This window comes from Tsukamurella paurometabola DSM 20162 (assembly GCF_000092225.1).
Lineage (GTDB): Bacteria > Actinomycetota > Actinomycetes > Mycobacteriales > Mycobacteriaceae > Tsukamurella > Tsukamurella paurometabola.
Window position 1 is genome coordinate 3,833,613 of the sequence record NC_014158.1, and the last position, 13,272, is coordinate 3,846,884.

Consider the following 13,272-nt stretch of genomic DNA (forward strand, 5'->3'; position numbering starts at 1 on the left):
CAGCTCCCGACATACTGCACCGGTAGGATGCCAAAGCGAACGACACCCCGCTCAAACAGGACGGAGTGCCCTTGCTTGTCATCCTTATCTGCTTGTCATTGGCGACCTTAGCCGCCCCCGTGGTGGTAGGCCGGTTCGGCGCGCGCGGCTTCCTCGGCCTCGCTGTCGTGCCCGCCGCGGCCCTGGTGTGGATCCTCACCCAGTGGCCGCGATCCGGCGAACCCGATCGCACCGAGACCCTGCGCTGGGTCCAGGCGCTCAATATGAACTTCGACCTGCGGCTCACGCCGCTGGCCGCGGTGATGTCCGTGCTCGTGCTCGGCATCGGCGCGGTGATCCTGGTGTACTGCGCCGGGTACTTCACCGACACCTCCAATACGCGCAAGCTCCCCACCTTCGCGGCGGAGTTGGTGGCGTTCATGGCGGTCATGTTCGGTCTCGTCGTGAGCGACAACATGCTCGCCATGTACGTCTTCTGGGAGCTCACATCGGTGCTGAGCTTCCTTCTGGTCGGCTATTACGCCGAACGCGCGACGAGCCGCCGCGCCGCGACGCAGGCCCTGTTGGTCACCACCCTCGGCGGCCTCGCGATGCTGGTCGGCATCATCGAGCTCGGCGAGCACTACGGCACCTATCTGTTCTCGGAGGTGATCGCACAGGCGGTCGCCGACCCGTCGACCATCTCGATCGGCGTCGAGATCGGCGTCGTGCTCATCCTGATCGGCGCGATCAGTAAGTCGGCGATCGCGCCCTTCCACTTCTGGCTCCCCGGCGCGATGGCGGCGCCGACTCCGGTGTCCGGCTACCTGCATGCTGCGGCCATGGTGAAGGCCGGCATTTTCCTGGTGGCCCTCATCGCGCCCCCGTTCTCGCACCTCACCTCGTGGCGGGTGATCGTCTTCGGGCTCGGTATCAGCACGATGATCCTGGCCGGCTGGCGCGCGCTGCGCGAATTCGACCTCAAACTGATCCTCGCCTTCGGCACCGTCAGCCAGCTGGGCATGCTGCTCGTGCTGGTCGGAACCGGCGAACGCAATGTCGCGCTGGCGGGCATCACTCTGCTCACCGCGCACGCGCTGTTCAAGGCCACCCTGTTCATGGTGGTCGGCATCATCGATCATGCGGCCGGTACGCGCGATATCCGCCGCCTGGCCCGGCTCGGCGATAAGCAGCCGGTGCTCGCGGGTATCGCGGCGCTGGCCGCCGCCTCGATGGCGGGCCTGCCGCCGCTGTACGGCTTCGTCGGTAAGGAGGCGATGCTCGAATCGATGCTGCACGCCGACCTGCCGAAACCACTGCCGGTGCTGCTGGTGATCGGGCTGTGCGCGGGTTCCGCGCTCACCGTCGCGTACAGCATCCGTTTCCTGTGGGGCGCCTTCGGACGCAAGGGGCAGGTGGCGCCGACCCGGTCCGTCGCCGAACTGCATGCCCCGGGCCCGATCTTCCTCGCCGGCCCTGCTCTGCTCGCGGTGCTGAGCCTGGTGGCAGGTTTCGCATCGCCGTGGCTCGATCACGTGCTCAGCGGTTACCCGGATTCGCAGTTCCCACCCGCGGACGACCCGTACCACCTGGCACTCTGGCACGGCTTCACGCTACCGCTGCTGCTCACCGTGCTGATCGTGGCGACCGGCATCCTGATCGTGCAGCCGAACAGCCCGTTCTCCCGGCTGCGCCGCCGAAACAGCTTGCTGCTCGGCAACGCCGACCGGCTCTACGACGCCACCCTGCGCGCCGCCGACGTGGTCTCGCTGCGCATCACGCAGACCACGCAGCGAGGCTCGCTGCCGCTCACCCAGGGCACGATCCTGCTGACCCTCATCCTGTTGCCGATGGCCATGTACGCCTTGGGCGCGCGGGCCAAGCCGCAGTTGCGGATCGAGGCCTCGCCGGTCTTCATGGCAGTGGCGGTGCTGATGTGCGTCGCCTCGCTCACGGCCGTCGTGCTGCGCAACCGCCTGGCGACGGTGCTCGTGGTCAGCGTCACGGGCTACGGCACCGGCGTGATCTTCGCGATCTACGGCGCCCCCGACCTCGCCCTCACGCAGTTCCTGGTGGAGACCATCACCTTGGTCGTGTTCGTGCTGGTGCTGCGCAAGTTGCCGGCGGAAGCCCCGATCACGGGTAGCCGCCCGACCCGGGCCATGCGCGTGCTGTTGGGCATCGGCGTGGCCGCGATGGTCGTCGTGGTGGGCATCGCCGCCCGCGCGGCACGTGTGGCCGCGCCGGTGGCCGAACGCCTGCCGGATCAGGCCTACAAATTCGGCTACGGCAACAACACCGTCAACGTGACCCTCGTCGACATCCGAGCCTGGGACACGTTCGGCGAGATCTCGGTGCTGCTGGTGGCGGCGACGGGCGTGGCCTCACTGGTCTTCCGCAATCGGCGCTTCGGCTCGGCGCCGCGGATGTCGTCGGAGGCGACGGCCGCCGCGGCGGAGGCACCGGGCACCACATGGCTGCGGGGCAGCGCATTGCGCGATCCGCGGCACCGGTCGCTGGTCCTGGAGGTCACCTCGCGCATGGTCTTCCCGACGATCATGGTGGTGTCGATCTACTTCTTCTTCGCCGGGCACAACGCTCCGGGCGGCGGTTTCGCCGGTGGCCTGACCGCCGGCCTCGCGCTGGTCCTGCGGTACCTCGCCGGCGGCCGGTACGAGATCGGTGAGACGCTTCCCCTGGACGCGGGCAAGGTGCTGGGCACCGGACTGCTCCTGGCAGCGAGCGGCACCGTGGTCTCGATCCTGGTGGGCGCGCCCGCGATGTCGTCGCAGGCCTTCGAATTCCATCTGCCGGTCTTCGGAGACGTGAAGTTCGTGACGGTGCTCATCTTCGATGCCGGCGTCTATCTCATCGTGGTCGGCCTCGTGCTCGATGTGCTGCGCAGCCTCGGGGCCCGCCTCGACCTGGAGGGCTCCCCCGCCGACCAGACCTCGCCGTTGCCCGTCGCGACCGGTGGAGGTGCGCGATGATCGTCGACATCGGACTGTTCGCGGCGATCGCCGTCATGATGGCCACGGGCGTGTACCTGATCCTGGACCGCAGCCTGACCAGGATGCTGATGGGCATCATCCTCGCCGGCAACGCGGTGAACCTGCTTCTGCTCTCACTGGCTTCCCCGCCCGGGAACCCGCCGATCATGGGCTATTTCTCCGAGGGACGCGATTCCCTGGCCGATCCGCTGGCGCAGGCCCTGATCCTCACGGCCATCGTGATCACCATGGGTATGGCGGCCTTCATCCTCGCGCTGGCCTACCGTTCCTTCACCATCAACACCGACGACGAGGTCGACGACGACCCCGAAGACACCAAGGTGCTCGAACGCGATGTCGATCGCGCATCGGAGGACCCCGACTTCGACGCCTCGGACGACCCGATCACTGGCGCACCGTCGGCACTCGGCGACGCATTCGGTCCCGACGGTGAGCCGCTCACCGCCGAGGAGCTGCGCAAGGCGCGGGTCGACGCGGTGGACACGGGGGCGATGCCGATCCCGGCACGTATCCACGAGGAACCAGCAGAGCGGAAGGAGGACGACCGATGACCGAAGAGTTCATGCGGAGCCTGCTCCCGCTGCCCACGGTGCTGCCGCTGGTGGCCGCGGCGCTGAGCCTGGTGGTCGGCCGGCATCCGCGGTTGCAGCGGCTGGTCGCGCTGATCTCGCTCACCGCGCTGGTCGTGGTCTCGGCGTTGATGCTCTACTACACCGACCGCAACGGCACGATCGCGCTGAACATGGGAGGCTGGGGCGACCGGGACGGCGGCGGTAGCCCGCTCGGCATCACGCTGGTGGCCGACCAGTTGTCGGCGATGATGCTGCTGGTCTCCACGGTCGTGCTGCTGGGCGTGCTCGTGTACTCGGTGGGACAGGGTATCCGCGACGGCGACGAGAACCAGCCGGTGTCGATCTTCTTCCCCACCTACCTGGTGCTGGCCGCGGGCGTGTGCAACGCCTTCCTCTCGGGCGACCTGTTCAACCTGTTCGTCTCCTTCGAGATGCTGCTCGCCGCGAGCTTCGTCCTGCTCACCGTGGGAGGCAGTGCCGACCGCATCCGGGCCGGCGTGTCGTACGTGATGGTGTCGATGGTCTCCTCGGTGGTGTTCCTCCTCGGCATCGCCTACGCCTACTTCGCAACCGGCACGCTGAATCTGGCCGATATGGCGATCAAGCTGCAGGACCTGCCGTCGGGGACGAGGACCACCTTGTTCGCGGTGCTGCTCGTGGCGTTCGGCATCAAGGCGGCGGTGTTCCCGCTGTCCACCTGGCTACCCGACTCCTATCCGACGGCACCCGCGCCGGTAACCGCTGTGTTCGCGGGCTTGCTGACCAAGGTGGGCGTGTACGCCATCATCCGCGCTCACACGCTGCTGTTCCCGGGTGGCGCCGTCGACGATGTCCTACTGGTGGCCGCGCTCCTCACCATGATCGTGGGCATCCTGGGCGCCATCGCGCAGACCGATATCAAACGTCTGCTCTCGTTCACCCTGGTCAGTCACATCGGCTACATGATCTTCGGTATCGCGTTGTCCACACCGCTGGGCCTCAGTAGCGCGATCTACTATGTGGCGCACCATATTCTGGTGCAGACCACACTGTTCCTGGTGGTGGGACTGATCGAACGGCAGGCTGGTGCCGCATCGCTGCGCCGCCTGGGCGGTATCGCGGCGGCCAGCCCGGTACTCGCGATCCTGTTCTTCCTGCCCGCCCTGAACCTCGGTGGTATTCCGCCGTTCTCGGGCTTCATCGGCAAGGTGGGCCTGCTGGAGGCGGGCGTGCAGGTGGGTTCGGTGCTGGCGTGGATCCTGGTCGCGGGCAGCGTGATCACCAGCCTGCTGACCCTGTACGCGGTAGCCCGGGTGTGGACGAAGGCGTTCTGGCGTGCCCGCGCGGACGCACCGGAGGGCCAGCTGGCGGTGGCGCATCCGGAGGCCCTGCTCGACGACGGCGACGTGATCGAATTCGCCGACCGGGAAGACCCGGGCCGGATGCCGATCGGGATGGTGGCGCCCACGGCGGCACTGTTCGCGGTGGGCCTGGCGATCGCAGTGTGGGCCGGCCCGATGTTCGACGTGACCAACCGCGCTGCAGAGCAGCTCATCGGCCGCGCCGACTACGTCGCGGCGGTCCTCGGACCGGACGCGGTGCGCGAGCTCAAGTACGCCGACGGGACGCCCGTGGTGCCCGCCGAAGGTCGACAGGCGGGTGAGCGGCATGGCTAAGCGGTTGGTGAATCGGATCCTGCCCGACCTGCACGACGGCCGGGCCGTCCTCGCGAAACTCGCACAGCTGGTGTGGCTGGACGCGGTGTGGGTGATGTTGTGGGGCCGGATCACGCCCGGCAACATCGCGGCCGGCCTCCTGGTGGGTGCAGCGATCCTGCTGCTCCTACCGTTGCCGCCGGTGCCGGTGGAGGGCCGCGTGCACATCGGCTCGCTGCTCAAGCTGGTGATCGTCTTCGTGGGCGACATGATCAAGTCGTCGGTGCAGGTGGCGTGGCTCGCGCTGCGGCCGGGACCGCCGCCGATGAGCGCCGTGCTGCGCGCGAAGGTGGAGGTCAAGTCCGATCTGGTGCTCACACTCCTGGTCGACATGATGAACCTGATCCCGGGCACGATGGTGCTCGACATCGACACCAAGCGCCGACTGTTGTACGTGCACGTGGTGGATGTCAGCAGTGAGAAGGCGGTGCGGCAGTTCTACCGCAGCACGGCGCGGCTGGAGCGGCTGTGCATCAGCGCCTTCGAGCGTGACAACGAGTGGCACGCGAGCCCGATGCACGGTGTGGACGACGAGGAGTACCACCGCGTCTCGCTCGCCGAGCGGACCCGGCTCGACGCCCGTGCGATGGCGCAGCCGGAGATCGACTACCGCCGGAAGAAGGAGAACGGCGCGACCCAGGAGGGGCAGTCATGACCGTGGTCTTCGTAGTGACCGGCGTGATCCTCGTGGCCGCGGCGTTCATCACCGCCTACCGGCTCCTGGTGGGCCCCAACACTCTCGATCGAGTGGTGGCCGTCGACGCGTTGGTCGCGATCGCCATGGGCGGCCTCGCGGTGTGGGCGGCGTACAGCGGCAACTCGTCGGTGATCCCCGGCGTGGTGGCGCTCTCGCTCATCGGATTCGTCGGCTCCACATCGGTCGCCCGGTTCCGTGTGCCCGACGATGCCGGTACCGCCAAGCCCGAGAGTCCGAAGGACGGTGAGCGCTGATGGTTCTCGACGTGATCGCAGCGGCCCTCATGCTGACCGGCGCCGTGTTCGCGTTGACGGCGGCGATCGGCATCGTCCGGTTCCCGGACACCCTCACCCGCATGCACGCGGCCACCAAACCGCAGACCATGGGACTGCTGCTCCTGCTCGGTGGTTCCGCGGTGCTACTGCGGCACTCGGTGGACGTGTGGATGCTGATCCTGGCCGGACTGTTCGCCCTGTTGACCGCCCCGGTGGTGGCGCACCGGGTGGGACGGGTGGCCTACCAGGAGCAGCGCCTACGCGACAAGACGATCGCCGTCGACGATATGGAGACCGGCGCCCGGGATTAGCGGGGCGCGGCGCGACCGGCCCACCGCATCCGGGACCACGGCAGCACCACATCCTCGGGGCGCTGCACCAGGGCCGGCCCCGCGGGTACGGACCCGACCTCTCCCGACAGCACCGGTGCGTATCGGTGCCCTGTATCCGGCAGCACCTGGACGGTGACGTCCACGGGCGGTCCGTCCTCGGCGATCCGTTCGTGGCCGGCCGCGATCATGCCCGCACCCGAGGACAATCCGGCGAACACCGCGTGTTCGGAGAGCAGGGCGCGGGTACCGGAACGGGCCACCTCGAAGGAGATCCAGTGGATCACGTCGTACAGCCTGTGGCGCACGTTGTCGAACCGGATCGACGATCCGATCCCGGCGATCAGCATGTCCGGGTCGTCGACGTGCTCCGACCCGAACGTGATACTGCCGAAGGGCTGCACGCCCACCAGTTCGACGGTGAGCCCGGCGTCCTCGAAGCCCAGACGTAGCGCGCCACTGGAGACCCCGGAACCGACGGGCGCCACCAACCGCACCGAGGCCGCACCGGCGCGGGTCAGTTCGGCCGCGACCGAGCGAGCGATGTCGCGATACCCGAGATAGTGCACCGGATCGTGGTACTGCCGCATCCAGTGCAGCGACGGGTTCTCGGCGAGCAATTCGCGGATGCGCTGCACCCGGCGGTCCTGATCCAGCTTGAGAGAGGCGGACGGCGGCATCTGTTCGAGGTCGACGCCCAGTGCGATCAGTTGAAGCCGTAGTGTCTCATCGATCGTGGTCGATCCCACTATCCGACACCGGATCCCGGCCTCATGGCAGGCCAGCGCGAGAGCGTAGGCGTAGATCCCCGACGAGGAATCGATGACGGTGCCGCCCGGCGCCACCCGCCCCGCCGAGATCGCCGCCGCGAGCGCCGCGCGAGCGGATGCCACCTTCATCGATTCGAAGCGCAGCAGATACCCGTCGTCGCGCGCCCGGATCAACGCCGGATTGCTGAGCGCCGCAGCGATATGCCCGACGGCCTTCACGCCGCACCTCCGATCGGGACGGGCCGCGGACCGAGTCGCAGCCCCTGTTCCGCGGCGCGGATCCGGGTGCGGCGCAGACCTTCGGAGGAATGCGTATGCGGGAACAGCACACCGGCGACGTTGCCGGAATGAGCCACCTGGACGCCGAGTGCGCCGCCGCTGTCCGCCACCGCGATCAGGGTCTCCAGTCCGGGTTTGTAGTGACGGCTCTGGTTGAGCCGGGCGCTCCGGGTCGCGACGGCGCCGACTCCGCGGGCGTCACCGGCACGGACCGCCGCGCGAAGTTCCTCACGCAGCTCCTCGTACACCGTGATGCCGGCGGCGCCGGCCAGCGGCAGGTCGAGCGTGTCCACGGGGCCCCCGAGCCGGCAGTGCACCAGGAGCATGGCGGGGAGGGCCTCGCCGAGATCTTCGATCACGTGTCCGTGCCGGTGCGCGAACAGCACCGGCCGGTCGGACCAGAGCGGATCCGAGGCCCCCTCGGCCGCGACGCTGAGCAATGCCAGCGCCTGCGTGTCGAGTTCGACGTCGGCAGCATCGGCGACGGCCCGTGCCGCGGCGAGCACGTCGGCGGTCGATGAGCCGAGTCCCATTCCGACCGGGATCGTTCTGTCGATGCGCAGTTCTCCTCCGGTGAAACGGATCTCACCGCGTTCGCGGAGGTGCGCGATCGTCGCCCGGGCCGCGGCGCGGGCCTTGTGCAGGCGGCGCGTTCCGCCGGGGGCACAATGTGCGCGGACTGCGCCGGTGTGGTCGGGTACGAATTCGGCGACCGAGGTGAGGCTGCGCACCGGCACAGTTACCAGGCCGGGACATTCGCCGATCGCGGTGCAGTGGAAGCGTCCCTGGAGGAATTCGCCGTGGTGGCCGGTGCTGCGTCCCACACCACGGCCGCGGGCGCCCGCCATCAGATCGTCTCCGACAGCGGCATTCGGCGCACCGCGCGCCAGGCGAACAGCAAGGCGAGCAGCGTGGCCGCACCGAGGGCCAGCCCGACCCCGGTCCAGCCGCCCGCGGCGAGGGCGGCGCCCGCAAGGGAGGCTCCAGCGAACACCCCGATGCTCTGCGCCGCACCGTTGAGCGACAGGACGGTCCCCCGCACGGGACCGGCGGTCCTGACCAACGTCGTAGTGACGGCGGCCGCGATGACGGCGTGGGACGCGGATACCACGGCGACCATCGCCCAGGCGACCGGGACGATCGGGGCGGTGTACAGGAGCGTCATCGCGGCGGATGCGACGATGACGGCCGCGGCCGCGAACCGGAGCAGGGTGCGCGCACTCCGATCCTGCATCACCCTGCCCCCGAAGAAGTTCCCGAGGAAGAAGGCGAGGCCGCTGGTCGCCCAGACCAGGGAGAACCAACCGGTGCCGATGCCGAACCGCTCGCCGAAGGCCGCCGCGATGTAGGCCAGTGACCCCATGAAGGCGAGGGTGCGCAGCAGGGAGATCGAGAGCACCTGCGGTGCACCGGGAATCGAACGGACGGCGCGGAACGCCTCGAGGTAGCTCACCCTGGTGTTCCCGCCGTTCGGATCACGGCGGCGGGCGAGGAGCACGGCGACCGCGAGGAGCACCGCAGCGGTCGCCGCCATATCGGCGCGCCATCCCCACAGGACGGCGGGCAGGGCGAGCACCGGCGCGGCGAGCACGGCGGTGAGCGTCATCGTCGAGGAGACCAGGGTAGCGGCACGCGCCGACGCGGCTTCGGAGTCGAACCGATCCGCGGCCATCGCCGACAGGGCCGGATTCAGCACTGCGGTCCCTGCCCCGATGAGCAGACAGAACGCGACCCACGCGGTGGTGCTGCCCTGCAGCGAAAGAGCGCAGCCCACGGCGAGGACGAGCACCGCGAGCGCCGCGACGGCAGAGCGGGAGAGCCTGTCCAGCAGGGGCGCGGCAGCGACCCCCACGACCAGCGCGGCGACCCCGCCGAGCCCTCGGAGACCGCCGATCAGGTCGACCCCGGCGTGGGCGTCGGCGGCGATCGCCACGAGGAAGTTGGCCATGATGGTGAACGGCACGAGTCCGAGCGCGGCGGCGGCGAGTATCGGCCAGATCGCGCGGACGAGCACTCGATCGGGCAGTGGCCCGGCGGTGGGGGCATTCATCGCGCACCCCGGTACAGGTACATCGGCGAGGCGTCGGCCGAGAATTGGGAGAACGGGAAGTGCTCGGCCGACAATGCAGACAGGCCGGAGCCGAGGAAGGCGCGTGCGACCGCGGCGCCGCTCTGCGCGTAGACGGCCAGAGGGATGTCGCGGGCGCGACACGTCGCAAGAATCTCATCGAAAGTGCCGTTGCCCAGTGTCATTCCCGTGGCCACCACGGCATCCGCCCGCTCGATCACCTCACGGTGGTCGGCGAAAACGCGATCGTCCCACTGCGTGCGCTCCAGGTTCCGGTCCGCGAGCAGAGGCTCACCGCCACGCTCACGGATCGCCGCGACGAGCGGGTTGACCACCCCGATCAGCGCGACCCGGGCGCCGGCGGGAAAGGTGAGCAGTTCGGCGACGGCGGCGTCGCGGGCCTCGGCGCGGACATCGGGGGTACCGGTGGGGAGAACGCGCAGCTCGGCGCGGGGGTCGTCGCGGTGCGGGGCACGAGCCCCGAGCGCGGCATCGGCCGCCGCGATTCGCACGGGCTGCGATCGATGCTCCAGCAAGGCGGCCAGTGGCTCACCGGAGAGGTCGGCGACGCTGCTGTCGAGTTCGCCCTCTTCGAAAGCACAGGCGCCGAAGGCATCGGCGACCCGCACCAGTACGTACCGATTGCGGTAGCGGTGCGCGCTACCGGCGAGACGGGTTCCGTGGGTCACGAAGAATACGCTGCGAGCCACCTCGTCGCCCGCGACCTCCCGGGCCGACTCGACCACCTGGGCCACGGTTGCGGGTGCGGTCATCGGGCGGCTCCGCTCTGTTCGAGGTAGTCGGCGAGGGACGCCGCTGCATCCAGGTTGCGGGGCCCCGACACCAGTTCGGCGTAGTCGATGACACGGATCCGGTTCTCGCGCACCGCGGGTGAATCCTTGATCGGCGACTGCGTGCGCAGGTAGTCGATCTTCTGCTGTGCGGGTTGTTTGTCGTAGTCGACGATCACGATCACTTCCGGCTGTGCCGAGACCACCGATTCCCAACCGACGGCTGTCCACCGGGCATCGACATCGTGCGTCACGGACCGCCCACCGGCGAGCGAAACCACCTGGTCGGCCGCGGTTCGACGACCGGCGGTGTAGGGCTCGGCGGTGCCCGAGTCATACACCAGGACGGAGGGTTTCACCTCCTTACGGTCGGCGCGTTCCCGGAGAGCCCGCTCGCGGCCACGCAGGTTGTCCACCAGCGATGCGGCCCGGTCGGGGACGCGGAACACGGCACCCAGATTGATCAGATCGGCGTAGGTATCGGCAAGCGGGTTCGCGTCGCGGGCGGTGGGCCGGTCACCGTAGTTGTAGCAGGTCTCCTCCTGCATGTAGCTGTTGATGCCGAGCTTGCCGAGGGATTCGGGGGTCACTCCGCGGGCCGGACTGAAGCCGGCCTGCCAGCCCGCGAACACCCAGTCGGCCTGGGCCGCGACGAGCGGCTCCTGGGTAAGCACGCCGTCGCTGAGGATCGGCACCTTGCTGTACTCGGCACGGTACGGCGACCTGGCGATCACACCGTGGACGGTCTTCGGAAGGACGATGCCCTTGATCCGGTCGGTGAGACCGAGTGCGAACATCTTCTCGATGGCCGAGACGTCGTAGGGTACGGCCGCCGTGGGCGACGGGTATTGCTGGCGTACACCGCAGTTGGTGACCTCGATACGATCGGCGCCGTTGTCGGCGGTACGGGCGCCGCAGGCGGCGGTGACCGCGATGATCGCAGCCAAGCCTGCGGCGAGCAGGGAACGGGAGGGCATGGTGTCCTTTCGGGTCAGAGCTCGAAGCTCACGCGCGGCCGCCCCTCGGCGGTGGGCACGATGGTGGGTCGGATGCCGTAGACGGCGAAGAGTCGTTCCGGGTCGAGCACGGATGCCGGGGAACCCGCCGCGACCACGGAGCCGCGATCGAGCAGCACGAGCTGATCACAGCTCTGGGCGGCCAGGTCGATGTCGTGGATGGCCATGACGGTCGTCTTGTCGGTGCGGCGCACGTACCTCAGTAGGTCGATCTGATGCCGCACGTCGAGATGATTGAGCGGCTCGTCGAGCAGCAGCACCGGGGTGTCCTGCGCGAGCGCCCGCGCGATCAGGACGCGCTGGCGTTCGCCGCCGGACAGGTCGAGCACACTGCGCGCGCGCAGATGGCCGGTGCCGGTCGATTCCATCGCCGCGGCGACCGCCCGGCGCGCCCCCGGCGTACCCGCGTCGCCGTGCGGGAATCGCCCTAGCAGGACGGTCTCCGCGGCGGTGAACCCGAGGTGCCCGGTTTCGCTCTGGGTGACGGCCGCGACGAGGCGCGCACCCTCGCGCCGGTGGACCGTCGCAAGGTCGCGGCCACCGATGCGCACGGTCCCCGCGTCGGGAGTCAGCGCGCGGTAGAGGCAGCGCAGCAGTGTCGATTTTCCGCTGCCGTTGGGACCGATGAGTCCCACGTGCGCACCGGGTTCCACCTCGAGCCGGACGCGGTTGAGCACCGTCCGACCGCCCAGTGCGACCGTCACGCCGTCGATGTCGATCCTCATGCGGCACCGCCGAGGAGTCCATCGCGTCGCCGCAGCAGGTAGAGGAACACGGGGACGCCGACCAGCGCCGAGACGATGCCGAGCGGCAACTCGCGTGGCGCCACGACGAGCCTGCTGATCAGGTCGACCCAGACCAGCAGCAGCGCACCCACCAGGGGCGCCAGCAGCAATACGCGGGAATGACCGGGGCCCAAGATCATCCGCACCGCGTGCGGGACCACCAGGCCGACGAAGCCCACCGTGCCGGCGACCGCCACGAGGACGGAGGTCATGGCCACCACGAGAAGGAAGAGCCGAAGCCGGGCACGATGCGGGTCGAGGCCCAGCGAGGCGGCGGCCTCGTCGCCCTGGGCGAGCACATCGAGTGTCCCGGCCAGCCGTGCCGCGATCAGAGCGCCCGCGAGCACCGCGGCGGCGACCAGCGGGAGCACCGACCACTGAGCGCCGCCCAGCCCGCCGAGCAGCCAGAACATCACCGATCGTGCGGCGTCACCGACGGGGTCGAAGAAGACGATCGCGCCGGCCAGGCCTTGGAAGGCGAACGCGAGCACCACACCCGTGAGCACCAGCCGGACCGGGCTGAGCGCGCCGCCGGGCGAGCGACTGAGCAGGTAGACCAGACCGGACGCGAGCAGCGCCGTGCCGAACGCCGCGCCGGCGGTCCCGGCTATCCCGAGCCCGGCGACGACGCCGGTGGTGACCACCAGGCTCGCACCGACCGAGGCGCCGCTGGAAATACCGAGGATGAACGGATCGGCGAGCGGATTGCGCACGAGAGCCTGGCAGGCGACACCCGCGATCGACAGTCCCGCGCCGACGAGGGCCGCGAGCAGAACGCGGGGCACCCTCAATTCCCAGACAACGGAGTAGGCGGTGCGGTCCTCCGGCTGCAGCAGCCCCCCGGTCACGGCGGCCCAGATCAGCCGGGGGACATCGCCGAACGGGATCGTGGCGGCGCCGTGGGACACCGCGAACACCGCCGAAAGCACGAGGGCGACGGCGAGCGCGCCGGCCAGCAGCGGTGCGCGGTGCCGGGCGGCACGGGAGGGGTTCACCCCAACAAGAT

The 13,272-nt window shown here is 69.4% G+C and carries 13 protein-coding genes; 6 read left to right on the top strand and 7 right to left on the bottom strand.

Features of this window, described 5'->3' with window-relative positions:
• Positions 1-71 precede the first annotated feature (71 nt).
• From TPAU_RS18575 to mnhG, 6 genes are read left to right on the top strand one after another with little or no spacing between them, the layout of a single operon-like run.
• On the top strand, positions 72-2,969 hold the full coding sequence (locus tag TPAU_RS18575) for a Na+/H+ antiporter subunit A (protein WP_041945262.1): 2,898 nt from the start codon (positions 72-74) through the stop codon (positions 2,967-2,969).
• The gene (locus TPAU_RS18580; protein WP_013128289.1) at positions 2,966-3,541 is read left to right on the top strand and encodes a Na(+)/H(+) antiporter subunit C; all 576 of its coding nucleotides are present in this window, start codon (positions 2,966-2,968) and stop codon (positions 3,539-3,541) included. Before TPAU_RS18575 ends, TPAU_RS18580 begins: the two co-directional genes overlap by 4 nt.
• Positions 3,538-5,217, top strand: coding sequence for a Na+/H+ antiporter subunit D (locus tag TPAU_RS18585; RefSeq protein ID WP_013128290.1), 1,680 nt, complete (start codon positions 3,538-3,540; stop codon positions 5,215-5,217). The genes TPAU_RS18580 and TPAU_RS18585 overlap by 4 nt, the downstream gene beginning before the upstream one ends.
• On the top strand, positions 5,210-5,911 hold the full coding sequence (locus TPAU_RS18590; protein WP_013128291.1) for a Na+/H+ antiporter subunit E: 702 nt from the start codon (positions 5,210-5,212) through the stop codon (positions 5,909-5,911). The genes TPAU_RS18585 and TPAU_RS18590 overlap by 8 nt, the downstream gene beginning before the upstream one ends.
• On the top strand, positions 5,908-6,207 hold the full coding sequence (locus tag TPAU_RS18595) for a monovalent cation/H+ antiporter complex subunit F (protein ID WP_013128292.1): 300 nt from the start codon (positions 5,908-5,910) through the stop codon (positions 6,205-6,207). Before TPAU_RS18590 ends, TPAU_RS18595 begins: the two co-directional genes overlap by 4 nt.
• The gene (gene mnhG, locus TPAU_RS18600) at positions 6,207-6,539 is read left to right on the top strand and encodes a monovalent cation/H(+) antiporter subunit G (protein WP_013128293.1); all 333 of its coding nucleotides are present in this window, start codon (positions 6,207-6,209) and stop codon (positions 6,537-6,539) included. Before TPAU_RS18595 ends, mnhG begins: the two co-directional genes overlap by 1 nt.
• On the opposite strand, the gene TPAU_RS18605 is transcribed toward mnhG, so the two are convergent.
• Genes TPAU_RS18605 through TPAU_RS18635 form a run of 7 tightly spaced genes read right to left on the bottom strand, consistent with a single transcriptional unit; the run spans position 6,536 to position 13,261 of the window.
• Positions 6,536-7,546: a pyridoxal-phosphate dependent enzyme gene (locus TPAU_RS18605; protein WP_013128294.1), complete on the bottom strand. Its 1,011-nt coding sequence runs from the start codon at positions 7,544-7,546 to the stop codon at positions 6,536-6,538. The two genes, mnhG and TPAU_RS18605, sit on opposite strands and share 4 nt — an antisense overlap.
• Positions 7,543-8,454: a GHMP family kinase ATP-binding protein gene (locus tag TPAU_RS18610; RefSeq protein WP_013128295.1), complete on the bottom strand. Its 912-nt coding sequence runs from the start codon at positions 8,452-8,454 to the stop codon at positions 7,543-7,545. Before TPAU_RS18610 ends, TPAU_RS18605 begins: the two co-directional genes overlap by 4 nt.
• Positions 8,454-9,656, bottom strand: a complete 1,203-nt coding sequence (locus TPAU_RS18615; RefSeq protein WP_013128296.1) for an MFS transporter — start codon at positions 9,654-9,656, stop codon at positions 8,454-8,456. The genes TPAU_RS18610 and TPAU_RS18615 overlap by 1 nt, the downstream gene beginning before the upstream one ends.
• On the bottom strand, positions 9,653-10,447 hold the full coding sequence (locus TPAU_RS18620; RefSeq protein ID WP_013128297.1) for a Rossmann-like domain-containing protein: 795 nt from the start codon (positions 10,445-10,447) through the stop codon (positions 9,653-9,655). The genes TPAU_RS18615 and TPAU_RS18620 overlap by 4 nt, the downstream gene beginning before the upstream one ends.
• Positions 10,444-11,442: an ABC transporter substrate-binding protein gene (locus TPAU_RS18625; protein ID WP_013128298.1), complete on the bottom strand. Its 999-nt coding sequence runs from the start codon at positions 11,440-11,442 to the stop codon at positions 10,444-10,446. The genes TPAU_RS18620 and TPAU_RS18625 overlap by 4 nt, the downstream gene beginning before the upstream one ends.
• 14 nt (positions 11,443-11,456) lie before the next feature.
• The gene (locus TPAU_RS18630; protein ID WP_013128299.1) at positions 11,457-12,206 is read right to left on the bottom strand and encodes an ABC transporter ATP-binding protein; all 750 of its coding nucleotides are present in this window, start codon (positions 12,204-12,206) and stop codon (positions 11,457-11,459) included.
• Positions 12,203-13,261 carry a FecCD family ABC transporter permease gene (locus TPAU_RS18635; protein ID WP_013128300.1) on the bottom strand — a complete coding sequence of 353 codons (1,059 nt, stop codon included), beginning with the start codon at positions 13,259-13,261 and terminating at the stop codon, positions 12,203-12,205. Before TPAU_RS18635 ends, TPAU_RS18630 begins: the two co-directional genes overlap by 4 nt.
• Positions 13,262-13,272: the final 11 nt, after the last annotated feature.

Excerpts from the sequence above, each read along its gene's own strand:
- TPAU_RS18615 (WP_013128296.1), bottom strand. The coding sequence starts at position 9,656 with ATGAATGCCCCCACCGCCGGGCCACTGCCCGATCGAGTGCTCGTCCGC.
- TPAU_RS18610 (WP_013128295.1), bottom strand. The coding sequence starts at position 8,454 with ATGGCGGGCGCCCGCGGCCGTGGTGTGGGACGCAGCACCGGCCACCAC.
- TPAU_RS18625 (WP_013128298.1), bottom strand. The coding sequence starts at position 11,442 with ATGCCCTCCCGTTCCCTGCTCGCCGCAGGCTTGGCTGCGATCATCGCG.
- mnhG (WP_013128293.1), top strand. The coding sequence starts at position 6,207 with ATGGTTCTCGACGTGATCGCAGCGGCCCTCATGCTGACCGGCGCCGTG.
- TPAU_RS18620 (WP_013128297.1), bottom strand. The coding sequence starts at position 10,447 with ATGACCGCACCCGCAACCGTGGCCCAGGTGGTCGAGTCGGCCCGGGAG.
- TPAU_RS18630 (WP_013128299.1), bottom strand. The coding sequence starts at position 12,206 with ATGAGGATCGACATCGACGGCGTGACGGTCGCACTGGGCGGTCGGACG.
- TPAU_RS18595 (WP_013128292.1), top strand. The coding sequence starts at position 5,908 with ATGACCGTGGTCTTCGTAGTGACCGGCGTGATCCTCGTGGCCGCGGCG.
- TPAU_RS18585 (WP_013128290.1), top strand. The coding sequence starts at position 3,538 with ATGACCGAAGAGTTCATGCGGAGCCTGCTCCCGCTGCCCACGGTGCTG.
- TPAU_RS18590 (WP_013128291.1), top strand. The coding sequence starts at position 5,210 with ATGGCTAAGCGGTTGGTGAATCGGATCCTGCCCGACCTGCACGACGGC.
- TPAU_RS18580 (WP_013128289.1), top strand. The coding sequence starts at position 2,966 with ATGATCGTCGACATCGGACTGTTCGCGGCGATCGCCGTCATGATGGCC.